The sequence below is a fragment of the Shimia sp. MMG029 genome (assembly GCF_027947445.1).
Taxonomy (GTDB): Bacteria; Pseudomonadota; Alphaproteobacteria; order Rhodobacterales; family Rhodobacteraceae; genus Shimia.
Window position 1 is genome coordinate 145,429 of record NZ_JAQJIM010000007.1, and the last position, 23,386, is coordinate 168,814.

23 protein-coding genes are annotated in these 23,386 nt (G+C 59.4%); 14 read left to right on the top strand and 9 right to left on the bottom strand.

The genetic code is table 11. The features are described from left to right. Positions 1 to 98 precede the first annotated feature (98 nt). The 3 genes from PJL69_RS16045 (at position 99) to PJL69_RS16055 (ending at position 2,967) form a co-directional block, all read left to right on the top strand. The gene (locus tag PJL69_RS16045; protein ID WP_271310565.1) at positions 99 to 1,058 is read left to right on the top strand and encodes a TRAP transporter substrate-binding protein; all 960 of its coding nucleotides are present in this window, start codon (positions 99 to 101) and stop codon (positions 1,056 to 1,058) included. Positions 1,059 to 1,139: 81 nt separating this feature from the next. Next, a complete protein-coding gene (locus PJL69_RS16050) occupies positions 1,140 to 1,664 on the top strand; it encodes a TRAP transporter small permease (protein ID WP_271310566.1) in 525 nt (174 codons plus the stop codon). Between the two features lies 1 nt (position 1,665). Next, a complete protein-coding gene (locus PJL69_RS16055; protein WP_271310567.1) occupies positions 1,666 to 2,967 on the top strand; it encodes a TRAP transporter large permease in 1,302 nt (433 codons plus the stop codon). A gap of 21 nt (positions 2,968 to 2,988) precedes the next feature. On the opposite strand, the gene PJL69_RS16060 is transcribed toward PJL69_RS16055, so the two are convergent. Beyond that, positions 2,989 to 3,495, bottom strand: coding sequence for a winged helix DNA-binding protein (locus PJL69_RS16060; RefSeq protein ID WP_209098408.1), 507 nt, complete (start codon positions 3,493 to 3,495; stop codon positions 2,989 to 2,991). Positions 3,496 to 3,867: 372 nt separating this feature from the next. On the opposite strand from PJL69_RS16060, the gene PJL69_RS16065 reads away from it, so the two are divergent. Both PJL69_RS16065 and PJL69_RS16070 read left to right on the top strand, forming a co-directional pair. Beyond that, a complete protein-coding gene (locus tag PJL69_RS16065; protein WP_271310568.1) occupies positions 3,868 to 4,386 on the top strand; it encodes a sigma-70 family RNA polymerase sigma factor in 519 nt (172 codons plus the stop codon). After that, entirely contained in the window at positions 4,383 to 5,018 is a 636-nt protein-coding gene (locus PJL69_RS16070) for a ChrR family anti-sigma-E factor (RefSeq protein WP_271310569.1), read from the top strand. Before PJL69_RS16065 ends, PJL69_RS16070 begins: the two co-directional genes overlap by 4 nt. A 3-nt stretch (positions 5,019 to 5,021) precedes the next feature. Here PJL69_RS16070 and PJL69_RS16075 read toward each other — a convergent pair whose 3' ends face one another. The 3 genes from PJL69_RS16075 to PJL69_RS16085 all read right to left on the bottom strand — a co-directional run bounded on the left by PJL69_RS16075 (position 5,022) and on the right by PJL69_RS16085 (position 7,705). Next, positions 5,022 to 6,134 (bottom strand): CobW family GTP-binding protein, encoded by a 1,113-nt coding sequence (locus PJL69_RS16075; protein ID WP_271310570.1) that lies wholly within the window; start codon positions 6,132 to 6,134, stop codon positions 5,022 to 5,024. A 69-nt stretch (positions 6,135 to 6,203) separates the two neighbouring features. After that, complete coding sequence (locus tag PJL69_RS16080; RefSeq protein ID WP_271310571.1) at positions 6,204 to 6,929, bottom strand: SDR family NAD(P)-dependent oxidoreductase; 726 nt, start codon at positions 6,927 to 6,929, stop codon at positions 6,204 to 6,206. Further along, entirely contained in the window at positions 6,926 to 7,705 is a 780-nt protein-coding gene (locus PJL69_RS16085; protein WP_271310572.1) for a DUF1365 domain-containing protein, read from the bottom strand. The genes PJL69_RS16080 and PJL69_RS16085 overlap by 4 nt, the downstream gene beginning before the upstream one ends. Before the next feature lie 162 nt (positions 7,706 to 7,867). Between PJL69_RS16085 and PJL69_RS16090 the strand changes: the two genes are divergently transcribed. From PJL69_RS16090 to PJL69_RS16105, 4 genes are all read left to right on the top strand, one after another. Then, positions 7,868 to 9,232 (top strand): NAD(P)/FAD-dependent oxidoreductase, encoded by a 1,365-nt coding sequence (locus PJL69_RS16090; protein ID WP_271310573.1) that lies wholly within the window; start codon positions 7,868 to 7,870, stop codon positions 9,230 to 9,232. A 3-nt stretch (positions 9,233 to 9,235) separates the two neighbouring features. Beyond that, complete coding sequence (locus PJL69_RS16095) at positions 9,236 to 10,501, top strand: MFS transporter (RefSeq protein WP_271310574.1); 1,266 nt, start codon at positions 9,236 to 9,238, stop codon at positions 10,499 to 10,501. Next, positions 10,498 to 11,076 carry a DUF3833 domain-containing protein gene (locus tag PJL69_RS16100; RefSeq protein ID WP_271310575.1) on the top strand — a complete coding sequence of 193 codons (579 nt, stop codon included), beginning with the start codon at positions 10,498 to 10,500 and terminating at the stop codon, positions 11,074 to 11,076. The genes PJL69_RS16095 and PJL69_RS16100 overlap by 4 nt, the downstream gene beginning before the upstream one ends. Positions 11,077 to 11,287: 211 nt before the next feature. Further along, entirely contained in the window at positions 11,288 to 12,223 is a 936-nt protein-coding gene (locus tag PJL69_RS16105; protein ID WP_271310576.1) for a GGDEF domain-containing protein, read from the top strand. A gap of 72 nt (positions 12,224 to 12,295) precedes the next feature. Here PJL69_RS16105 and plsY read toward each other — a convergent pair whose 3' ends face one another. The 5 genes from plsY to PJL69_RS16130 form a co-directional block, all read right to left on the bottom strand. Then, a complete protein-coding gene (gene plsY, locus PJL69_RS16110; RefSeq protein WP_271310577.1) occupies positions 12,296 to 12,901 on the bottom strand; it encodes a glycerol-3-phosphate 1-O-acyltransferase PlsY in 606 nt (201 codons plus the stop codon). Further along, positions 12,901 to 14,175 carry a dihydroorotase gene (pyrC, locus tag PJL69_RS16115; RefSeq protein ID WP_271310578.1) on the bottom strand — a complete coding sequence of 425 codons (1,275 nt, stop codon included), beginning with the start codon at positions 14,173 to 14,175 and terminating at the stop codon, positions 12,901 to 12,903. Before pyrC ends, plsY begins: the two co-directional genes overlap by 1 nt. 11 nt (positions 14,176 to 14,186) lie before the next feature. Next, on the bottom strand, positions 14,187 to 14,621 hold the full coding sequence (locus PJL69_RS16120; protein ID WP_271310579.1) for a hypothetical protein: 435 nt from the start codon (positions 14,619 to 14,621) through the stop codon (positions 14,187 to 14,189). Beyond that, positions 14,618 to 15,187: a hypothetical protein gene (locus PJL69_RS16125; RefSeq protein WP_271310580.1), complete on the bottom strand. Its 570-nt coding sequence runs from the start codon at positions 15,185 to 15,187 to the stop codon at positions 14,618 to 14,620. Before PJL69_RS16125 ends, PJL69_RS16120 begins: the two co-directional genes overlap by 4 nt. A 111-nt stretch (positions 15,188 to 15,298) precedes the next feature. After that, entirely contained in the window at positions 15,299 to 16,252 is a 954-nt protein-coding gene (locus PJL69_RS16130; protein WP_271310581.1) for an aspartate carbamoyltransferase catalytic subunit, read from the bottom strand. 113 nt (positions 16,253 to 16,365) lie between these two features. Here PJL69_RS16130 and PJL69_RS16135 point away from each other — a divergent pair, with 113 nt between their 5' ends. The 5 genes from PJL69_RS16135 to PJL69_RS16155 all read left to right on the top strand — a co-directional run bounded on the left by PJL69_RS16135 (position 16,366) and on the right by PJL69_RS16155 (position 23,374). Continuing rightward, positions 16,366 to 17,172 carry a uracil-DNA glycosylase gene (locus PJL69_RS16135; protein ID WP_271310582.1) on the top strand — a complete coding sequence of 269 codons (807 nt, stop codon included), beginning with the start codon at positions 16,366 to 16,368 and terminating at the stop codon, positions 17,170 to 17,172. Continuing rightward, entirely contained in the window at positions 17,169 to 17,774 is a 606-nt protein-coding gene (locus tag PJL69_RS16140; protein ID WP_271310583.1) for a metallophosphoesterase family protein, read from the top strand. The genes PJL69_RS16135 and PJL69_RS16140 overlap by 4 nt, the downstream gene beginning before the upstream one ends. A gap of 9 nt (positions 17,775 to 17,783) precedes the next feature. Further along, entirely contained in the window at positions 17,784 to 18,326 is a 543-nt protein-coding gene (gene moaB / locus PJL69_RS16145) for a molybdenum cofactor biosynthesis protein B (RefSeq protein ID WP_271310584.1), read from the top strand. Between the two features lie 149 nt (positions 18,327 to 18,475). Further along, positions 18,476 to 19,930 (top strand): efflux RND transporter periplasmic adaptor subunit, encoded by a 1,455-nt coding sequence (locus PJL69_RS16150; protein WP_209098445.1) that lies wholly within the window; start codon positions 18,476 to 18,478, stop codon positions 19,928 to 19,930. 3 nt (positions 19,931 to 19,933) lie between these two features. Next, a complete protein-coding gene (locus PJL69_RS16155; protein ID WP_271310585.1) occupies positions 19,934 to 23,374 on the top strand; it encodes an efflux RND transporter permease subunit in 3,441 nt (1,146 codons plus the stop codon). Positions 23,375 to 23,386: the final 12 nt, after the last annotated feature.

Sequence of the window (23,386 nt, forward strand, 5' to 3'; positions counted from 1 at the left end):
GAATTACTGTTGCTTTATGATGAGAACGCTGACAATTTGTCAACGTTATGTGGGCGTAAGATTCGACGTTCTGCAAAAAAACAGGGAGCACCAAAACCATGCGCAAGATTGCTTTTGCCGCCGCCATGACCTGTGCCACCATGGCACAAGCCGAAGGTTGGGACATGCCAACGCCTTATGGCGACAGCACGTTTCACACACAAAACATCATGCAGTTTGCCGATGATGTCCGCGCCGCCACTGACGGTGGGCTGGACATCACCATTCACTCCGCAGGCTCGCTGATCCCGCACGCCGAGATCAAAAACGCCGTACGCTCGCGTCAGGTGCCAATGGGGGAATTTTTCCTTTCCCGTCTGTCCAACGAAGATCTCGCCTATGGTCTGGACAGCCAACCGTTTGTCGCCACCAGCTATGACGACGCGCGCGCCCTCTGGGAAGCGCAAGAGCCGGTTGTGACCGAGCTTCTGGCAGAGCAGGGCCTGATGCCGCTCTTCTCGGTGCCATGGCCGGCACAGGGTCTTTATACCAACGGCGAAATCGCCACTGTAGACGACCTGAACGGTCTGCGCTTCCGCGCCTATAACGCCGCTCTGGAAGAATTCGCGACCCTCGCCGGGGCCGCGCCTGTTCAGGTCGAAGCCTCTGACATTCCGCAGGCCTTCACCACCGGTCAGGTTGCCGCGATGATCACCTCGCCCTCCACCGGCGTGAACTCAACCGCGTGGGATTTTGTCAGCCACTACAGCCCAATCAACGCTTGGGTGCCCAAAAACATCGTCGTGGTGAACAAACGCGTGTTTGACCGTCTGGATGCTGATGTGCAGGCCGCGGTTCTGGCCGCCGCAGACACCGCCGAAACACGTGGCTGGGACATGTCCGCCGCCGAGGCAGACGCCAAAACCGCAGAGCTCGCCGCCAATGGCATCACCGTTTATGAGCCAAGCCCAGCTCTGGTCGAGGGCCTGCAGGGCATCGGCGCAAAGATGCTGGAAAACTGGAATGCAAACGCCTCTGACGCCGCCAAAAAGGCGCTGGCAGAGTATTCCAGCAAGTAAGCCACATCGCGAACCGGCGGCGAAGTTCACCGCCGGTTTTCATATGTCGCGAACAAGACACCACAAACAGGAGGGCAGGGCATGAGCAGAGCTTTGGACCAAATTTACCGGGCCGCCGGATATGTCAGCGCACTGCTGATCTTGGCGATTTGCCTGCTGGTCAGCGCGCAGATTGTGCTCAACGGCATGGGGCGCATCATGCCCGGCGTCTTGCCGTCCACGATCCCCTCTTATGCGGATTTTGCGGGCTTCATGCTTGCAGGGGCCACCTTTCTGGCGATGGCCTACACGCTGCGCTCAGGTGGCCACATCCGGGTGACGCTGTTTGTGCAGCGTATGGGCCGCCGCGCGGTGGTCGCGCTTGAGGCCGTGACGCTGTTGGTGGCCATCGGCTTTGTTGGCTATGCACTTTACTTCGCGGGCGCGCTGGTGATGGAAAGCCTGCACTACGGGGATGTCTCCAACGGTATTATTCCGGTGCCGCTGTTCCTCCCTCAGGGTGTGATGACCTTTGGCATTGGTCTGCTGTGTCTCGCTTTGGTCCAGTCCCTGATCGAACTGATCACATCTGGCAAACCCGTGCTGCACGCCGCGGAGGAGATGTAAGATGGCTGATCCAATGATTGCCGCAACCCTTCTGGGCCTGATGCTGGTTTGCTTGGCGGCCGGGCTTTGGGTGGCGATGGCGCTTGGTGTTGTCGCCTTGGTTGCCATGACCGCTTTTTCCAATGCGCCTGCCGGGCTGGTGCTTGCCACCACGCTTTGGGGGCACTCCCACAGCTGGGCGCTCACAGCCTTGCCGCTGTTTATCCTGATGGGGGAAATCCTGCTGCGCAGCCGGTTGAGCCAGGACATGTTCTCAGGTCTTGCCCCGTGGCTCACCCGCGCGCCGGGGCGGCTTTTGCATGTGAACGTTTTTGGCTGCGCCATCTTTGCTGCGGTGTCTGGCTCAAGCGCCGCCACCGCCGCCACCATCGGGCGCATGTCCGTGCCAGAGCTTACCAAACGCGGCTATCCTGAAAGCCTGATCATCGGCACGCTCGCAGGTTCCGCCACCTTGGGTCTGTTGATCCCACCGTCCATCATCCTGATCGTTTATGGCGTCGCGACCGAGCAATCCATCGCACGCCTGTTCGTCGCGGGCATCCTGCCAGGCTTCATGTTGATTGCGCTTTTTGCGGGCTACGTCGCAGTGCGTGCGTGGATGAACCCCGCTCTGATCCCCCAAGAGGTGCGGGATTTCCCACTGCGCGAAAAACTCGCCGCCTCGCGCAATCTCATCCCCGTGGCCTTGCTGATCATCGGCGTGATCGGCTCAATCTACACAGGGCTTGCCTCGCCAACCGACGCCGCGGCGCTGGGCGTGGTGCTCGCCACCGTGCTCGCTTGGGCCTCCGGCAGCTTCAGCGTGAAACTCTTCATGGAGGCGCTGCTCTCTGCCACCCGCACGAGCTGCATGATCGCCTTCATCCTCTTGGGTGCGGCCTATCTTTCCGTGGCGATGGGTTTCACTGGTCTGCCACGCAATCTGGCCGCGTGGATTGGCGCGATGGAGCTTTCGGTGCCCGCCCTGCTGGTCGCGCTGACGCTTTTCTTCATCGTGCTTGGCTGTTTTCTGGATGGCATCAGCGTAGTGGTGCTCACAACCTCCATCATCATGCCGATGATTTCTGCTGTGGGCATCGACCCGCTGTGGTTTGGCATCTACCTCGTGATCGTGGTGGAGATGAGCCAGATCACACCACCGGTCGGTTTCAATCTCTTTGTCATCCAAGGCATGACCCGGCTCGACATCCTGCGCATTGCAAAGGCGGCGTTCCCGTTCTTCCTGCTGCTTCTGCTGGGGGTCCTGCTGATCTGTGTCTTCCCACAAATCGTGACTTACCTGCCGGAGCTGATGAGCCGCTAAACCCAAAGCTGCCTCGCGAGATCAGAGCGAGGCAGCCGCCCGGCTGGCCTGATCATATTGCCCGGACAGCGAGCGCAGAGAGGCCGCAATCTCGCGCATTTCTTCACCGGATATGTCCAGCCGGGGCAACCCGTCGATAAAGCAGCGATTGCGCACCACACGGTACGCCTCACAGACGTCCTTGCCCTCTGGCGATGTGCTGTAAAACACCTCTTTGCCGCGCTTTTCTGATTGGATCAGCCCCAGCTTCAAAAGCTTCTTCAGCGCATAGTTGACGGTATGACTGTCCTCAATATTGAGCAGAAAGCAGATGTCCGTCAGCCGCTTATGCTTGTCGCGGTGATTGACATTGTGCAGTGCCAAGATTTCCAGCGGTGTCATCTCCGGGTGCCCCGCCGCCGCCATACATCGGGTCATCCAGCGTGAGAACGCGTTGTAGGCAATGATCATCCCATACTCGACCTCAGAGGCTTCCCAGCCATCTCCCTCGGCTAGGTGGCGGGAGGAAACGATGGGGCGCTTTTCCATAGCTTTGACCAATCATATCAGCGTTACGTTTGTAAAATGGTAGCATATTCTCTCGACTTCGCGAGTGAAACCCCGTTGTGCGCGGCGTATGTGCTCAGGGCCCGCTGGCTGCACGTCTTTCCTTTGACAGGCGCGTCGGCTGCGTCCAAAGGTTGGATATAATTTTGAGCTGTGCCCCTCCATCACGCTCAAAATGCACCATAAAAAATCCCATTCCCCGGTGATCCGCTTTGCAAGTCGGCGCGTAATGACCATATGATGAGCGCGACACTTGATATTTCCCGCGACCGGCCGAAAGCGCCGGTGAAGCGACCAACGGAAAGGCAGCGCGTGACGCAAGCCAGAGCGGAGCCCTCACAGGAGACTCAGTGGATGATCGCTGTGCGCGATCACCGCGACAAAGCGGCCTTTTCCCGGCTGTTCGATCACTTCGCCCCGCGTCTGAAGGGCTTTGTGATGCGCAATGGAACACCAGCTGCGCAGGCCGAGGAAATTGTGCAGGACGTGATGCTTACACTGTGGCGTAAGGCCCACATGTTCGATCCACACCGCGCTCAGGTGTCCGCTTGGGTCTATCAAATCGTGCGCAACCGTCAGATCGACGTGGCGCGCAAGGAAAACCGCCCGATGCCGGAGGCGCTGAAGGAAGAACCTGAAGCCGAACCGGACGCAACACAGATTGTGGCCATCGAGCAAGAAACGGGACAGCTGCGTACCGCGTTGCAAAAATTGCGGCCCGAACAGCGGGAGGTGATTGAGCAGGCCTACTTAGGGGAGCTGACCCATCAGGAGATCAGCACCAAAACGGGCTTGCCGCTTGGTACCATCAAATCGCGCATCCGCCTTGGATTGCAGCGTCTGAGACACGAGTTGAAAGATCTGAGTGAATGACAGCCATCAGCCATCATATCCCAGAGCCCATGTTGGCGGCTTACGCGGCAGGCAACCTGCCGCATGCCTTCTCCCTTATTGTGGCCGCACATGTATCGATGTGTGCAGAGTGTCGCGCAGTTGTGGAGGCACATGAGGCCGTGGGCGGTATCGTTATGGAAGACACCGGTGCAATCGCCGTATCCTCATCTATGAAGGCCGACGTTTTGAGCCTTCTGGATGATCCGATCCCGCAGGCGCCAGTTTATGCGCGCACAGGCCCCTATCCCGGCCCCGTGATGGAAGCGCTGAACGGGCGCGCGCCTCGGTGGAAAAAGCTCGGCATGGGCGTGCGCCAAGATATCCTCGCAGAGGACAAACACGGCAGCGTGCGTCTGCTTTATATCCCACCGGGGCAGGCTGTGCCGGATCATGGTCACAATGGTCTGGAGCTGACAATGGTTCTACAGGGCTGTTTCACGGATGAAACCGGGTTCTTCGGTGTGGGTGACGTGGAAGTCGCGGACGAAACGCTGGAGCACACGCCGATCGCGGGTGCCGGGGATGCGTGTATCTGTCTCGCGGCGACGGACGCGCGGCTGAAGTTCAACGCCTTCGTGCCGCGCATGTTGCAACCGATCTTTCGTATCTGATTCTTAAACGTGCTGCTGCGCGTTCAGGTCTTTCCATCCCGGAAAGACCTCTTCCTGCTTTGGGGCCGCCGTTGCGCGCAGCATGTCCAGACTGCGCTGCAACTCGGGGTTGGTCATGTCTCTTGCAATCACAACAATGCGCGAGGTTGTGTCCCCCTCAGGCCAGTTGGTGAGCGGTTCCGGACGGTCAAAGATGTGTTGCACACCATGAAACACAAAAGGTGTCTTCAGACCTTTGAGAAAGACAATGCCTTTCACCCGGAGTAGGTCCGGCCCCTTGAGGGCCACAAGCGTATCAAGCCAGTGGTCAAAAACCGCGTCCTCCAGGGGCTCTTTCAGTGTGATGGAGGCGGATTCAATGCGCGCATCATGCGGAGAGAACCGACGCAGCAGCTTGGTGGGGGCAAATCCAGAGAGATTGCGCAGGGGATCAGTTGGCGGTGTCTCAGATGGCGCGCGCGTCAGCCAGTTGAGCGCCTGTGTGGCTTCGGCACCCCGGCGCAGTGCAGACAGGCCCCAAAGCCGCTGCGGATCCGCCACAGCGTCGACGACCTTCAGGATCTCGGCAGTTGGATTGAGCTTTTCCAGTCGCCGTTGCAACGCCGACGTTGCCTTTGGCGGTGTAATATCCGTCTTTGACATCAGCAGCAGGTCAGCCGTGGCCGCCTGTGAAACCGCCTCAAACTGTGCATCCAGTGTCGCTTTGCCATTGCTGGCATCCACCAGTGTGACAACCCCATCCATATGTATGGTGCTGGCCAGATAGTAGTCCTTCAGTAGGGTTTGACGGATCGGGGCAGGGTCCGCCAATCCAGTGGTCTCAATCACCACGCGATCAAAATCCAGTATGCCGCGCGCGCGGCGCTCCATCAGATCTGCAAGCGTCTTTGAAAGATCGTCGCGGATCGAGCAACACAAACACCCCGATGATAGCAGAACCACCTCTTCATCCATTGCCGCAATCAGATCGTGATCCAGCCCAACTTCGCCGAATTCATTCACGATCACAGCGATTTTCTCTTTCTCGGGCTGTGCGAGGATCTTGTTGAGAAGAGTGGATTTTCCTGCGCCGAGAAACCCTGTGAGCAGGGTAACGGGCAATCGTGTTTCGGTCATGGTGCGCCTGTGCGTTGCTGAATGACCAAAGTGTAATAATATATCAAAACATGTGCAATGCTTGGGCCGCTATTTCCCGCGATAGATCAGCCAGTCGGGCAAGAAGGTCAGCGCGCGGATGGCCCAGGAAAACGGGCGCGGAAAATCGGTGCGGAACCGGCGCCCATGCATCGCTTTGATCACATGGCCTGCGGCCTGTTCGGGTGTCATCAGCATCGGCATCTTGAAGCTGTTTTTGTCCGTCAGGCGCGTCTTAATGAAGCCGGGATTGACCAGACGCACAGTCACCCCACTGTCTTTCAGATCATGACGCATGGTTTCAGCAAGGCTCACAAGCGCAGCTTTGCTGGCGCCATACCCGACCGCGTTGGGCAGGCCGCGATAGCCCGCAAGCGATCCCACAAGGGTGATGTCGCCACTGCCTCGCGCAACAAACCCCGGCATCAGTGCGCCCAAAACACGCATCGCGCCCATGAAATTCACATCCGCCACGGTCAATGCGCTGTCGGCTTTCCAATCCGTGGCGGCCATCGGCTCATAAGCGCCGGCATTGTAAATCACGCCGTCAATCGCCCCCACCGACTTGGCCGCTGCCTTCACCGCCGCTTCATCAGTCACATCCAGGATCAGAACCCGTGTGTGCGGCAGCTGCGCCGCCAAAGAGGCGAGGCGCTCGCCATTGCGCGCCGAAATGATCAATTCGGCGCCCTCAAGGCTCAGCTCTTCGGCCAAGGCACGGCCCAGCCCCTCGCTGGCCCCGATGAGCCAGTAGGTTTTGCCTTGAAACGCAATCATTGGTTTTGCGCCGATGCGGGCGTGTTGTCTGACAACAGCGTTTCTGGCGCGGGTTGTTTCTTCAGGAACGGTGCGCGTTTTGCCCACAAAATTGCAGCTTGCCAATGGATCAGTGCGACCACGCGCGCAGCGCCAAACGGTCTACGCACCGCCGCCCAGATCAGGCTGCCATTGCTTGCCACCCTGCGCGGCCCAAAAAGCGTGGCAATCACGCCTTGGTCACCGTCTTCATAAGCGATGCGAATGCGCACTTCGTCTTTGTCAAAGCCAAAGTTGAAGCGATAGCCGCCGGCAACTTTCTGGAACGGGGACACGTGCATCAACTTTTGCGCATGAAGTTGGTCAGCTGCCGCAATGGGGCGAAAATCCTCATGTGCGCAGAAGTAGCAGTGGCGGTGCCCAAAGGTGCTGTTGACCTCCGCGACAAAGGCACAGGGCTGATCGTCTATCAACGCAATCCAGAAACTCACTGGATTGAAGTGAAACCATAGGAAACTGGGTTGTGTCAGCAACAGCAGACGGGCGTTTTCAACTGGAAATCCACGCTCAAGAAGCACATCTTTGAACCAGCTGACGCCACTGCCATCGCCGCGCACGCCACCATGGTTGTGATCCCAAACGGACCACAGATTAAATCGGTTGCGCGACAACACCGCCAAGCGCGTGTCTTGCTCTGAAAGGTCTGTCAGGACAAAATCAACGCCATAGCGAAACGCGTTTTTCAACTGTCCTCTTCGGGCGTGTGTTGTGTGGCCCTGAATGTGCTCGATGGTCATGTTCCCGATACGCGCGGCTTTGCGTCACAGATCACACAGGCTGTGGATTTGTGACCAAATACCCCCTCTTACTCTCCGAACAACTGTGCCATGTCCTTGAGAGTGAACCAAGGTTTCATTCGCCCCGTATCCGCTTCTAAACGATCAACAAACGAGGACCACATGTTCGATCAGTCGACAAACGCACGCCGCAAGATTGCCATCGTTGGGGCCGGGATTTCAGGGCTCTCTGCGGCATACGCTTTGTCAGAGCAACATGACGTCACCATTTTCGAAGCTGAGAACCGCCTTGGCGGCCATGCGCGCACTGTGCTGGCGGGGCGCAACGGGGATCAGCCAGTCGACACGGGCTTTATCGTGTTCAACTACGCAACCTACCCACACCTCACACGTCTGTTTGGCGAACTTGATGTGCCAGTGATGAAAAGCGAGATGAGCTTTGGCGCCAGCATCGACAACGGCTGGCTTGAATACGGTTTGAACAGTCTTGGAGCAATTGCGGCGCAAAAACGAAACCTACTGAAGCCGAAGTTCTACGGCATGATCGCCGACATCCTGCGGTTCGGCAAACGTGCGGAAGCGGCGGCAGTTGATGACACAAAAACCATTGGGGAACTGGTGGAAGAATTGCAGTTGGGCCGCTGGTTCCGCGACTATTACCTGATGCCCATGTGCGGCGCGATATGGTCCACGCCAATTGCCGAAGTCGATCAGTTTCCCGCGCGCTCTCTGGTGCAATTCTTCAAGAACCACGCTCTGCTGGCGGGCAACAAGCAGCATCAGTGGTACACGGTGCAGGGCGGTAGCAGGGAATATGTACACCGTTTACAAGCCGCGCTTGTCACACGTGGTTGCACCATCCGAATGAAGGCACCAATCGAACACATTCAACGCGGTCTTCATCCACAACGTGGGGTGCCCGGCGTCACGGTCAAAGCGGCCGGTGCCGAACCTGAGCAGTTTGATGAAATCATTCTGGCCTGCCACTCTGATCAATCCCTGCGCATTCTGGGGGCTGATGCCACACCGGCAGAGCGCAAAGCCCTGAGTGCCATCCGCTATCAGCCTAACCGGGCCGTGCTTCACCGGGATCCGGCACTCATGCCCAAAAACCGCAAATGCTGGTCCAGCTGGGCTTACCGGTCACAAAACGGCGCGATTGGGGTCACTTACTGGATGAACCGACTGCAAAACATCGACGACAACGACCCGCTGTTTGTCACGCTCAATCCGACGCAGGAAATTGCCCAAGAGGCGATCTATGATGATGTGAGTTTTGCGCATCCTGTGTTTGATAAGGCGGCGCTGATCGCACAGCGCGAAATCCGCGAGCTTCAGGGTCACAACCGCACGTGGTTTGCTGGCGCCTACAACCGCCATGGCTTCCATGAGGATGGCATCGACAGCGCAATGCACGTCGTCGCGCAGATGACTGCACAGCACGCTTCAATGCAAAACGCGGGCGCTGGGCATCTTAACGACGCCAAGGGCGCTGCGCAGGCAGTGTTGATGCGCGACAGCGCCTAAACCATGGCAGCGCAGGCGGCCATAGAACAGGCGCGCGCGGTCTATCCGCGCGTCAGCCTCTACGCCTTGATCCTGGCTGCTGCAGGCATCCCACTCTATATCCACCTGCCGCGTTATGCCTCGGTTGAGCTGGGCATCGGGCTGGGGGCTTTGGGGGGGCTGCTTCTGGCGATCCGCTTGGTTGATCTTGTGCAGGATCCCTTCATCGGCTGGGCCATTGACCGTTTCCCGCGGTTCCAGATGGGCTTCGCGCTCTTGGCGGTGGGCGGTCTGGCAATTGGATTTCCGCTGCTCTTTACCCGATCCGAGGCGCTGACGACAGGCGGCATGGGCGCGTTGGCGGCGGTTTTGGTGCTGCTATTTTCCGCCTACAGCCTGGGCATGATCCTGCTCTATGGGCGCAGCGCCACTCTGGCGATCACCCCTACCGCACCAGAACTCATGCGGCTGGCCGCTTGGCGGGAGGCGGGCATGCTCGCCGGCGTGATCATGGCAGCCCTTTTGCCCACACTCCTTGTTGCACTGGGCGCCTCAGGTGCAGGTTATGGCGCGTTTGGCCTGACGTTGGGGGGCATGGCCATTGTGGTGGGTTGGCTGTCCCGCCCCATCTGGCAACGCCCGGTGATACTGGGCGATCGGTTTTCGTTTCACGATCTGAAGCAGGCCGGGGCCAGCCGCCTCATTCTGCTTGCGCTGGTCAACAGTCTGCCAGTGGCCATCACCTCCACCCTTTTCCTGTTTTTTGTCGAAGACCGCCTGCAACTCCCAAATGCCACCGGGCCGCTGCTTGTGCTGTTTTTTCTCAGCGCCGGGCTCAGCGTGCCCCTTTGGGCGCGTGTGGCGGGCAAGCTTGGCGGGCGCACAACCCTGATCATCGCCATGCCACTCGCCATTGGCGGCTTTGTTGGGGCTGCGTTCCTCTCTGCCGGGAACGCACTTGGCTTTGCCATCATCTGCGTGGCCTCCGGCGCGGCTTTGGGCGCGGATATGGTGATCCTTCCGGCGCTCTTCTCCGTATCTCTCACAAAGGCACGTCTGAGCGCGTCTTTGGCTTTTGGCATCTGGTCCTTTGCGGGAAAGCTCGCGCTGGCTCTTGCAGCGTTTCTGGTTTTGCCCGCTTTGCAGGCCGCCGGGTTTGTGCCCGGTTCGGCCAATGCGCCCCAAGCCCTGAGCGCGCTCAACATCGCGTATGCGGTTGTGCCCTGTGTGTTGAAACTTGTTGCGCTGGCGCTTGTGCTGGCCTTGCCTGCCGAGGAGGCAGACCTATGAAACTACTGACTGTGCTTGTTGTTCTGGCGCTAGGGATTGTCTATCTGAAAGCCCGTCTCTTCAGCTTCCGCGCTCAGGACTCCTCTGATTACGCGGCCCTTGGCCCCGATATTTCGCTCAAAGAGCACCTGAACGGGCCGATCCTGTCTGAAGGCGTCATCTATGGCCCCAATGGCCGTGTGGCCAACAGCTTCGTCGCGCGCATGGAAGGCCGTTGGGAAGGCGCCACCGGCACGCTGACAGAGGCGTTCACCTATTCCAACGGCAAACAGCAGAACCGGCAATGGAACCTGACCATGGTGGACGACACCACCTTCACCGCCACCGCTGATGACATCATTGGTGTCGCCAAAGGCAAGGTGTCCGGCGCCACCATCCGCATGGATTACACCATCGTGTTGACCGAAGAAGCGGGCGGCCACAGCCTGAATGTGACCGACTGGCTCTATCTGACCGAAAGCGGCGTGATCATGAACCGCTCCGAGATGCGCAAGTTCGGCATCAAGGTCGCCGAACTGATCGCCACCATGCGCCCGCAAGCGGATGAAGAAGCGCGCAGGGAGGCGGCGGAGTAGGGGGGTACAAGAACGGCTGTTTGGACAAGACAGTCGTTTGATTTCTGCCCCGCAAGATCGCGGCTAGCGCAGAAAAAGGCGCGTGTATGCGGCGCAAAGCATTGATAGTTGTGCTAAATTTTATCTTCAAAAATACATGTAGAAAGAACCTTTTAACCGCTGCTGTCCTATTGCTTGTACGCCACAAGCCGTTGAACAGGGAGGCTTTAGCGTGAGAGTATCGCAGCTATTGAAGTCGAAAGACACGAACAAGGTCGAGGGAATTCCACCTCAATCGACGCTGCGGCAGGCCGCGAATTTACTGATAGATCTCAAACTTGGCGCATTGGTCGTGACCGATGAAACCAACACAATGGTTGGGATTGTCTCTGAAAGAGATCTTTTGCCTGTCGTGGCAAGTTGCGACCCACACGCCGCAGACGCTTTGGTCTCAGACGTCATGACCCGCTCCGTGATTTCTTGCGGACCGGACGACGAAGTAAGCTACCTGTTGCACCTCATGAATGAAAACGCGATCCGGCACATCCCCGTGATCGAAAATGAGAAACTGGTCGGCATTTTAAGTATCAGAGAGCTGACCAAAGCTTATGAGCTGCTTCAGATCGAAGCGAATACGGATCCGTTGACCCAGGTCTCCAACCGACGCCCGTTTCTGAAAACCCTGGAAAATCAATTCAATAGAGCCAAGCGTGACGGGCTGCCAATGTCGGTTGCTATGCTGGACGTCGATCATTTCAAAAGGATCAATGACACATACGGTCACGATGCAGGGGATAAGACGCTGCAGCAGCTGTCACGGATGCTGATACGCGAGTTTCGCTCAATTGACCTTGTTGGCAGGCTCGGTGGCGAAGAATTTGCCCTTGTCTTTCCGGACACAAACTTGGTTGGCGCATATGCAGCCTGTGAGCGGCTGCGTTCGACGATCCAAGCCAGCGAAATTGACGCAGACGCAAACAAAATCCGTTTAACGGTGAGTATCGGGCTGACTGAGGTTTGCAACCAAGCCAGGGTTGGCGCGGCCTTGCTCAAGCGCGCAGATGAGTTGCTATATGTGGCCAAAAAATCTGGCCGGAATCAGGTAATGGCGGAAGGTGGGGTTAGGATACCTTCCAAGGTGAGCAACGTGCTGACAGCGGTAAAATAGGTTATCGGGCCTGGCAATTATCGATTTTTCGAAGGCAGGGCTCAAAGCTGACCTGCCAACACCAATCGCCCCTCACTTCGCCCCAATCTTCGGCTCTTCGCCTTTTTGCAGCCGTTCGATGTTCTCCCGGTGGCGCCACAGCACGATGGTCGCGAGCAACAGCGCCAGATACACCGCGCTGCCATAGCCCAGCACAAACATCCAAACCCCACTTGCACAGGCTGCCACAAGGGCTGAGAGCGAGGAAATTCGGCTGATTGCTGCGGTCACAAGCCATGTCAGGCAGCAGGCAATGCCGACCGGCCAGGCCAGCGCGAGGATCAGGCCCAGAAAGGTCGCCACCCCTTTGCCGCCTTTGAATTTCAGCCACACCGGATAGCAATGGCCTAGGAAGGCCATCAAACCGGCGATCTGAGCAGCGTCCTCCGCCGCCATGGCGCGCGCGATCAGCACTGCCACCGCGCCTTTGCCGCCATCCAGCAAGAGGGTCAGCGCTGCCGCCTTTTTACTGCCCGTTCGCAGCACATTGGTCGCGCCGATGTTGCCAGAGCCGATATCGCGCAGATTGCCCAGCCCCATCACGCGGGCCAGCACCATGCCAAAGGGGATCGAGCCCAAAAGATAGCCAATCACGGCCCACAGGAGCAGGGCGGCGGGCGCGGTTTCCAAAATGGGCATCAGTCTCTCCGGTATACGGCCTCACCGGCCACGTAAGTTGCCTGCACCTTACCCTGCATGCGGGCGCCGTCAAACGGGGTGTTCTTGGATTTGGAACGCAGCTTGAACCGGTCGAGCACAAAAGGCGCATCCGGGTCAAACAGCACCAGATCGGCGGGCGCACCCTCGGCAATCTGTCCGCTCTCGAGCCCCAAACGCCGCGCCGGGTTCAGCGCAAGCGCACGGAACAGCTCCGGCAGGGTCAGATCCCCGTTGTGATACAGCCGCATCGCCGCCGGCAGTAGGGTCTCCAGCGCCACCGCGCCAGAGGCGGCCTCTTCAAATGGCAGGCGTTTGCTTTCTTCATCCTGTGGCGTGTGCATCGAGCTGATCACATCAATCACCCCGGTTTTCACCGCCGCAATCAGCGCCAGACGGTCGTCCTCGGCCCGCAATGGCGGCTTGATCTTGAAGAACGTCCGGTAGTCCGCCACATCCAGCTCATTGAGCGTCAGATGGTGGATCGAGGTGCCCGCTGTCACGTCCAAGCCGTTGTTTTTGGCTCGTTCCAGCGCGGGCAGGGCACGCGCCGTGGTGATCTGATCCGCGTGATAGCGCACGCCAGTCATCTCGACCATTGCAATGTCACGATCGAGCCCCATACGCTCCGCCATGGGTGAGACCGACGGCAAGCCGCGCAGCGCCGCAAATTTGCTCGCTGTCGCTGCCGCACCTTTAGACAGCACAGGCTCCTGCGGATGGGCCATCACCAGCGCCCCGCAAGAGCGCGCATAGGTCAGCGCCCGTGACAAGACTTTGGTGTCGCGCACCACATGGTCACAATCGGTAAAGGCCACCGCGCCTGCGTCCATCAGAAAGCCGATCTCGGTCATCTCACGGCCTTCGCGCCCTTTGGTCAGCGCGGCCATGGGGAGGACATTCACCGGCGCCGCCTCATTGGCGCGCCGTTCCACAAACTCCAGCACTTCGGGCGTGTCAATCGCGGGGAACGTGTCTGGGCGCGTGACCATGGTGGTCACACCACCCGCCGCCGCCGCGAGGCCTGCGGATTTATAGCTTTCCTTGTGGCGCTCGCCCGGCTCACAGACCTTCACACCAATGTCGACAATCCCCGGCGCAAGGCAGCGCCCACCGCAATCGATGGTCTCTTCTGCGGCTGGTGGCGTCTCAGTACCAAAACCTGCGATCTTGCCATCCGCGACCATCAGCCAGCTGGAGGCATCCGTGCCCTCTGCCGGGTTGATCAGGCGGGCATTGGTGAAAAGCGTGGTCATCTCTGCTCTCCTTAAAGGGCGCCGCTCTGGCGCTTCAGGGCGGTCATCGTGGCGTCAGGGTCGCTCTGATACTTGATCAGATGTTTGTCCCCGCTCTGGGTCACAACCTGCACGAAACTGCCCATTTTGTTGATTTTTTCGATGTTTTGCAGCGCAATGGTGCGCCCTCCCGGTCCCAGCAGGCGCTGATTGGTCAGATCCCAGCGCATCGCCAGCTCATCAGACATCAGATAGGCCCCGCGCACCACGATCGCCCCCAGTCCTCCGACCGCCCCGGTCCAGACATACGGATTGCCCAAGAGCCACAACACCGCCATGCCGCCGAACATGGCGGCGGCGGCCAGCCAGGTGTTCGTGCGGATGTAAGTGGCGCGATCCGCGGCAAAGCTTTGTTGCACGCGCTCGTTTTCCAGCAAATCTGCGGCGGGGGTCAGATGGGGTGTCATCCGATCATCCATAATATCAAGAGGCCAAGGAATGCCGCGCAGAGTGGCAGAGCCACAAGTGCAACAAGCAGGGTGAGGTAAGGGCTGCGTTGGGCAGGGGTGGGGGCCGGATCAGTCTCCGGGGGAAGCGGCGCGCCTTTTGCGGATGTGTCTGGTAAAGGCGTGAATTGTATCGGCGCGGCTTCCTCTTTGTATGTGCCAATCCAGCGCAGCGGCGACTTTGGTGTCAGCGTTTGCGCAACACCCCCAAAAGCAGCGGAGAGCACAACCAGCACCCAGCCCTTTTGCGCGGCCAGTCTTGTGGCGTCCTCATCGACGTCTTTCTGCGCAATTCCAAGGCCTTCTACCATGTATCCGGTGAGCCCGAGGTCTTCGAGGTCGCTGACGGGAAAGAGCTCAATGAAATCTTCATCCAAAAAGCTGAACCCAAGCGCATCATCCAAAGGCCAATCGGCCAGCTCTCCGTCGGAGTTGATTTTGGGGGTTCGGAAATTTTCGATCTCCTCGCCGGGCAGGTCCACGGCAAACAGCCGCACCAACCCGCGCTCGGTCGCCGACACCCGCATCGCGCTTAGCCCCCGATCCAGATCATCAGGCCGACAAAGGCAAACATCACAATGAGCGCCACCGTGGCGACCCTGCCAGACATGCGGGGATCTTTGGGGTCTTCCATGCCCTTAAACCTCCGCAGTCGCAGGCTGGTTCGCGCGTAGATTGCGTGCCAGCAGATCCATCGCCGCCATGCGCACGGCCACGCCCATCTCCACCTGCTCCTGAATAACGGAGCGGTTGATGTCATCTGCGATCTCGCCGTCAATTTCCACGCCACGGTTCATCGGGCCGGGGTGCATGACAATCGCGTCGTCTTTGGCGTGCGCCAGCTTGGCTGCGTCCAGCCCGTAGCGGTGATAATACTCGCGTTCCGAGGGGATAAAGCCACCATCCATGCGCTCTTTCTGAAGGCGCAGCATCATGACGACATCCACGTCTTTCAGACCTTCTTCCATGTCCTCATAGATTTCGGCACCAAATTCAGCAAAGTTGCCCGGCACCAGCGTTGGCGGGCCTATCAGGCGCACGCGGTTTTCCATCTTACCGAGCAGGATCAGGTTAGAGCGCGCCACGCGTGAATGCGCCACATCTCCACAGATCGCGATGTTGAGGCGGTGTAGGCGGCCCTTGGCACGACGGATGGTCAGCGCATCCAGAAGCGCCTGCGTTGGGTGCTCATGTTTGCCATCGCCCGCGTTCAGCACCGCACAGTTCACTTTCTGCGCCAGCAGATCCACCGCACCGGAATGCGGATGGCGCACCACCAGCAGATCGGGGTGCATGGCGTTCAGCGTCATGGCGGTGTCAATCAGGGTCTCGCCCTTTTTGATCGAGCTTGCCTGCATCGCCATGTTCATCACATCCGCGCCCAGTCGTTTGCCAGCCAGCTCAAAGCTTGCCTGCGTGCGGGTGGAGTTTTCAAAGAACATATTGACCTGCGTCAGGCCCTTCAGCGCATCAGAATGTTTGTGCGCGCGACGGTTCAGATCGACATATTGATCGGCCAGATCCAGCACGGTGGTGATTTCCTCGGGCCGCAAAGGCTCGATCCCCAGAAGGTGCTTGTGGTCAAAGCGCATAGCCTGCTCCTTATGCCGATATTGGCCCGCTTATAGGTAGCGCAGCGGGGCGGGGCAAGCGTGTGGTGTGATGTGCCCTTTTGTCTGGCAGGGCATAAGGATAGTCTGTGGCCATGGAATCGACCTATGACCTCTCCGCACTGGATTATCACACGGCGCGCGCCCTGCTGGAATGGCAGGTCGAGCTGGGTGCGACAGAGGCTCTGCTGGATGCGCCCTTCAACCGCTATGAGGCCCCGAAAGAGGCGCCGAAATCCAAGAAATCTGCCGCACAGCCTGCCCAGCCCCTGCCGGTGCAACCTGTCCCAGAGGTCGATACGGCTGCCGAGGCCGAAGCGGCGGCCAAGCGGGCCAATTCACTGGATGAGCTCGAAGCAGCACTTGCAGCCTTTGAGCATTGCGATCTCAAACGCGGCGCCCGCAATCTCGTGTTTGCAGATGGCAACCCCGCCGCGCGGGTGATGATCATTGGCGAAGCGCCGGGGCGCGATGAAGATCGCGAAGGCAAACCCTTTGTGGGCCGCGCAGGGCAGCTGCTGGATCGGATGCTTGCCGCGATTGATCTGGATCGCGCGGCGTCAATGTCCGAGGATGCGGTCTATATCACCAATGTTCTGCCATGGCGTCCGCCACAGAACCGGGATCCCAAACCGGAAGAGATCGCCATGCTGCGCCCGTTTCTGGCGCGCCACGTGGCTCTTGCCGCGCCAGATGTCATCATTCTGATGGGCAATATCTCTTGTGACGCGGTGCTCGGGCGTCGCGGCATCACCCGCCTGCGCGGCAACTGGCAGGAGGCCTTTGGCAAGCCTGTGTTGCCGATGTTGCACCCGGCTTACCTATTGCGCAAGCCAGCGGCCAAGCGCGAAGCCTGGGCTGACCTCCTCAGCCTGAAGGCCAGATTGGGTACACTGTCTTGAAAATTCTGGCCTTTTCCGATCTGCATCGCGCCCGCGTGCATGCCGCCCGCCTTGTGGAGGCCAGCAAAGACGCCGATCTGGTGATCGCTGCGGGTGACTTCACCAACCATCGTCAGGATCTGGCAGGTGCATTGGCGCTGATCTCAGACATATCCACGCCCATGGTCATGGTGCCCGGCAACAACGAAAGCGAAGCCGAACTGCGCGCCGCCGCACCGGCCAATGCCGTTGTGCTGCATGGCGAGGCTTATGAATTTGAGGGGCTCAAGCTCTTTGGTCTGGGCTACGCCGTGCCCGTCACCCCTTTCAAAGACTGGTCTTGTGATCTGGACGAAGCGGAGGCCGCAGCCATGCTCGCCAACTGTAACGCCGCCGATATTCTAATCAGCCATTCACCCCCCAAAGGTGTGGTGGACGTGGCCTCAAACGGTCTGTCGCTTGGCTCCACTGCCGTGCTGGACACCATCAAACGCATCGCGCCGCCGCTTGTGGTCTGTGGCCATATTCATGACTGTTGGGGGCAAAGCGCCATGGTGGGTGACAGCCGTGTGATGAACCTCGGCCCCACCGGCACATGGCTGGATGTCACCCCGCAAAACTAGGAGCCGCTCATGGGCCGTATTGACGAAAGCAAAGAGTTCATCCCTGTCCGCATCGCTGTGCTCACGGTCAGTGACACCCGCGCACTGGCAGAAGACCGCTCCGGCGATGTGCTCGTGGGGCGGCTAGAGGCGGCAGGTCATGTGCTCGCAGATCGCAAGATCATCCGCGATGAACGCGCAGAGATTGCAGATCAGCTGCGCACATGGTGCGCGGATCCGGCGATTGATGTGGTGATCTCCACCGGCGGCACCGGGCTCACCGGACGCGATGTCACGGTTGAGGCGCATCGCGATGTCTATGAAAAAGAGATAGACGCCTTCGGTACGGTGTTCACTATGGTTTCGATGCAGAAAATCGGCACCAGCGCGGTGCAAAGCCGCGCCACCGGAGGCGTTGCGCTGGGCACTTACCTTTTTGCGCTGCCCGGCAGCCCTGGGGCCTGCAAGGATGCTTGGGACGAAATCCTCGCCTATCAGCTCGACTATCGTCACCGCCCCTGCAATTTCGTGGAAATCATGCCGCGATTGGATGAACACCAACGTCGCAAGTGATGCGCCGGTGCCCTGACTTCCTGCGGGCATTATTTTCGAAATTAAAGTGACGGAAACTGCGGGCACCTCCGTAATATGAGGGCGTCCGCTTGGAATCCTGCCCAAACAGGCGCATCATGGGACCTAAGCCACGCACGGAGGCGGAGCATATGAAATTCTTGCGGCAGAGCCTGACGGGCCTCTTTTTGTTGTCCCTGACAGCAGCGCTCATGCTCTACGCCGGGTATTTGATCCATGGCGCAGTGCAAGACCGTTTGGCGCAGGATATCAAAGGCCCGCCTGCCAACGAACGTGTGTTTACAGTCAATGTGCAACGCGCAGAACCCGGGGTCGAAAACCCAGAGCTTGTCGCCTTTGGCGAAGTGCAAAGCCGCCGCTCCCTCGAAGTGCGCGCCGCCGCAGCAGGCACCGTGGTGCAGCTTTCAGAAAATTTCGAGGACGGGGCGCGTGTCACCAGCGGCGAAGTGCTTGTGCAAGTGGACCCCACCAAGGCGCGCTATGCGCTGGACCGGGGCCGCAACGACCTCCTTGATGCGCAGGCCGAGCAACGGGATGCGGACCGCACACTTGCGCTCGCACGGGATGAACTGAACGCCGCACAGGCGCAGCTCGCCTTGCGCCAGACCGCCTTTGCGCGACAGGTCGATCTTCAGGAACGCGGTGTCGGCACCGCCGCCTCTGTGGAAACGGCCGAGCTGGCACAGGCCGGAGCCCAACAAGCTGTGCTTTCCAACCGCCGCGCTGTTGCTCAGGCAGAGGCCCGTGTCGATCAGGCCAAAACCCGTCTTGAGCGCACCTCTATCCTGCTCGCAGAGGCGCAGAAAGATCTCGATGATACACGCATCACCGCCGATTTCAGCGGCACCCTGTCAGAGGTGACCATCGTGCAGGGCGGGCTCGTATCGCTGAACGAACGCCTTGCGACCTTGATTGACGCTGACGCATTGGAAGTCGCCTTTCGTGTGTCCACCACCCAGTATGCGCGGCTCTTGGATCCCGAGGATCAGCTGGTTCAGGCAGAGGTGCGCGTGTCGCTTGATGCGCTCAACACCGATTTGTCGGCCACTGGCGTGATCACGCGGGATGCGGCCGCCGTTGGCGAAGGTCAGACCGGGCGCGTGCTTTTTGCCCGCCTTGACAGCGCGCGCGGGCTTAAACCGGGGGATTTTGTGACCGTCCGCGTTACAGAACCCGCGCTTGAAAACGTCGTGCGTCTGCCCGCCACCGCCCTCAGCGCCACAGGCGAAGTGCTGATCGTCGGAGAGGGCAACCGTCTGCAGGCGCGCAAAGTGACCCTGATCCGCCGCCAACAGGACGACGTTCTGGTGCGTGCGCCAGAGATCACTGGCGAGCTTGTTGTCACCCGCCGCACGCCCCTTCTGGGGGAGGGCATCTCCGTCAAACCTCTGACAGGCGATCGTTCCGCAATCGAAGCCCCTGAAATGGTGGCCCTGTCCGATGAGGAGCGCCAACGCTTCGTTGCGGCCATCGAAGGCAACCGCCGCATGCCCAGCGAGGCGAAAGAACGCATGCTGCGCGCGCTCGCAGAGCCAGAGGTGCCCGCGCGTATGGTGGAGCGTCTGCGCAGCCGGATGGGGGGATAAGCCATGCGTGACATCGGCGCCCGCGCTGGCGGTATCCTCAGCTATTTCACCCGCCATCGCACCGCGGCCAACCTGCTTTTGGTGCTTTTGATCATCGCAGGCATCGCCGCCATGCCACGCATGCGGGCACAATTCTTCCCCGATGTGATTGTCGACAACGTGCGGGTGCTGGTCAGCTGGGAGGGGGCAGGCGCCGAAGATGTGGATGCGGCGATTGTTCAGGTGCTGGAGCCAGCCCTTTTGTCTGTGGAAGGTGTCACCAACACAGAATCCCGCTCCACCGAAGGCAATGCGCGCATCACGCTGGAGTTCGAACCCGGCTGGGATATGGGCCGGGCAACCGATGATGTGCAGGTCGCCGTCGATGCAGTGACTACATTGCCGCAGGAAGCGGACGAACCCGAAGTGCGGCGCGGCGTCTGGCGCGACCGTGTTACGGATGTGGTGCTCACAGGGCCTGTGGGGACAGATCAATTGGCCCGCTATGCGGATGAGTTTGTGGCGCGCCTTTATGCCGAGGGGGTGACCCGCACCACAATTCGCGGCGTTGCCGAGCGTCAAACCATCGTGGAAGTCTCCTCGGTTGATCTGATCACCCACGATATCGCGATTGCCCAGATTGTGGACGCCATCGCACAAGAGGTCAATGCCGATCCCGCAGGGGACGTCACCGGAGCCTTTGCCCGTGTGCGCACCGGTGTAGAGAAGCGTGCCCCGGATGAAATCGCAGGCATTGTTTTGCGCTCCAACCCCGATGGGACAAAACTTACCGTCGACGATGTGGCCACCATCCGCTTGGAGGGCGTCGATCGTGATCGCGCCTATTTCGTGGGTGACAACCCGGCAATGTCGATCCGCGTGGATCGCACCAACGCAGGCGATGCCATTGCCATCCAGCAAAAGGTGGAAGCGGTCGCCGCAGAGATGCAGGCCACCTTGCCCCAAGGGGTGACCCTTGATCTCATTCGCACCCGCTCAGAAGCGATCAAAAGTCGTCTGCACCTTCTGTTGGACAATGGCATTGCTGGCCTGTCCTTGGTGCTGATCCTGCTGTTTCTGTTCCTGAACACGCGCACAGCCTTTTGGGTGGCCGCGGGCATTCCAACCGCCATGTTCGCGGCGGTCGCTCTGATGTATGTGGGTGGGCTGACGATCAATATGATTTCCCTGTTCGGCCTCATCATCACACTCGGGATCGTGGTCGACGATGCCATTGTGGTGGGCGAACACGCAGACGCCCGCGCCCGCCGTCTCAACGAACCCGCTCCCGTCGCCGCAGAAAATGCAGCCCGTCGTATGGCGATGCCGGTGTTTTCCTCCACGCTCACCACAGTGATCGCCTTTTTTGGCCTGACCTTTGTGGGGGGGCGGTTCGGCGATCTGATCTCAGATATCCCCTTCACCGTGATTGCGGTTTTGATCGCCTCTTTGGTGGAGTGTTTTCTGATCCTGCCGCACCACATGGCGCACGCCATCAAACATTCCGCCAAAGAGCATTGGTATGATGTGCCAAGCCGGGTGGTGAACCAGGGCTTTCGCTGGGTGCGTGAAACGCTCTTTCGTCCGTTCATGCGTTTGGTGATCTGGGCGCGCTATCCGGTCTTGGCGATCGCATTTGTGGCGCTGGCCACACAGGCGGCCCTTTTCATCAATGGCGATGTGAAATGGCGGTTCTTTAACGCACCGGAGCGGGGCTCTGTGACTGGCAATTTTGCAATGCTGCCAAGCGCAACCCGCGATGACAGCTTGGCGATGATGAAAGAAATGCAGCGCGCTGTCGAAGAGCTTGGTAAAGACTACGAAGAGCGCCATGGCACCAACCCCCTGGCCTTTGTGATGGCGGAAGTCGGAGGCAACAGCGGGCGGGCCATTCCCGGAACGGAGAGTCTGGATCGGGATCTTCTGGGCAGTGTGAGTATCGAGCTGATTGATGCGGATCTGCGCCCCTATTCCAGCTTTGCGTTTGTGGGTGAACTGCAGGACCGCGTGGCGCGCCATCCTCTGCTGGATCAAATCAGCTTCCGTGGCTGGCGTTCAGGTCCCGGTGGGGATGCGCTTGATGTGGAGTTTTATGGCGCGGACAGCCCGACCCTCAAATCCGCAAGCGAAGCGCTCAAAACCGCCCTTGAAGACTTCCCAGAGGTGTCTGCGGTTGAGGACAATCTCAGCTATGACAAAGAAGAGTTGATCCTTGATTTGACCCCGCAGGGCCGGGCGCTGGGCTTTTCCATCGATGCGCTGGGGCGCGAGCTGCGCCACCGTCTCAATGGGCTTGAGGCGGCCACCTACCCAGATGGCCCACGCAGCGCCGCGATCCGGGTTGAACTGCCGGACGGGGAACTGACTGCGGATTTTCTTGAGGGCAGTCTGATGCGCACCCCGGATGGTGCCTATGTCCCACTTGCAGATGTTGTGACCGTGGAAAGTCGTACAGGCTTTAGCACCGTACGCCGTGAAAACGGTTTACGCCTGATCAATGTCACCGGCGATATCTCCGAAGATGATCCTGCCCGCGCAGAAGCGGTGCTGGAAAGTTTGCGCAGCGAGATTCTGCCCGCCATTGCCAGTGAAAAACAGGTCGACTGGCGCCTTGCTGGTCTCGCTGAGCAGGAAGATGAGTTTCTCAACGATGCGAGCACCGGCATGATCTTGTGCCTGACAGGGATCTATCTGGTGCTGGCTTGGGTGTTTTCCAGCTGGACCCGGCCAATGGTGGTGATGGCGATCATTCCTTTTGGGCTTGTGGGCACCATTTATGGGCATCACTTCCACAATGTGCCGCTCAGCATGTTCACCGTTGTCGGGCTTTTGGGCATGACCGGGATCATCATCAATGACAGCATTGTGCTTGTCACCACGATAGACGATCACGCCAAAGACCGCGGCATGATCCCTGCCATTATCGACGGCACCGCAGATCGCTTGCGTCCCGTTTTCCTGACCACGGCCACCACGGTTTTGGGGCTTGCACCGCTGTTGTTTGAACGCAGTCAGCAGGCGCAGTTTCTCAAACCAACGGTGATCACACTGGTCTATGGTCTGGGCTTTGGCATGGTGCTGGTGCTGATTGTGGTGCCTGCATTGATGGCCATCCAGAATGATTTTTCCAGTCAGGTGCGGGCTTTGGGCCGCGCGCGCCGGGTGCGTTCGCTGCAGGGTCTGTTGGCGCTTGTGGCTGGGGCGGTGGCTGTTTGGTTTGCCTTCACGATTGGATGGGCCGTGGTTCGGGGGGAGCTGCACCCAGCGCTTGCGGCGCTGTCGTCTCAGGCGCAGGTGCCGCTCACAGTCGCCGACGGCCCGACGACAGAGGCGGCATCCGCTCCAGCCAAAGCCTTGCCCGTTTTTGCTCTTGGCGCGGCGGTTATCTGCCTGATCAGCTATTTTGTGGCAGCGGCGTGGATGATGATCAAAGCAGGCAAAACCTCTACATCATCTGCGGGCTAACCCCATGGGCCA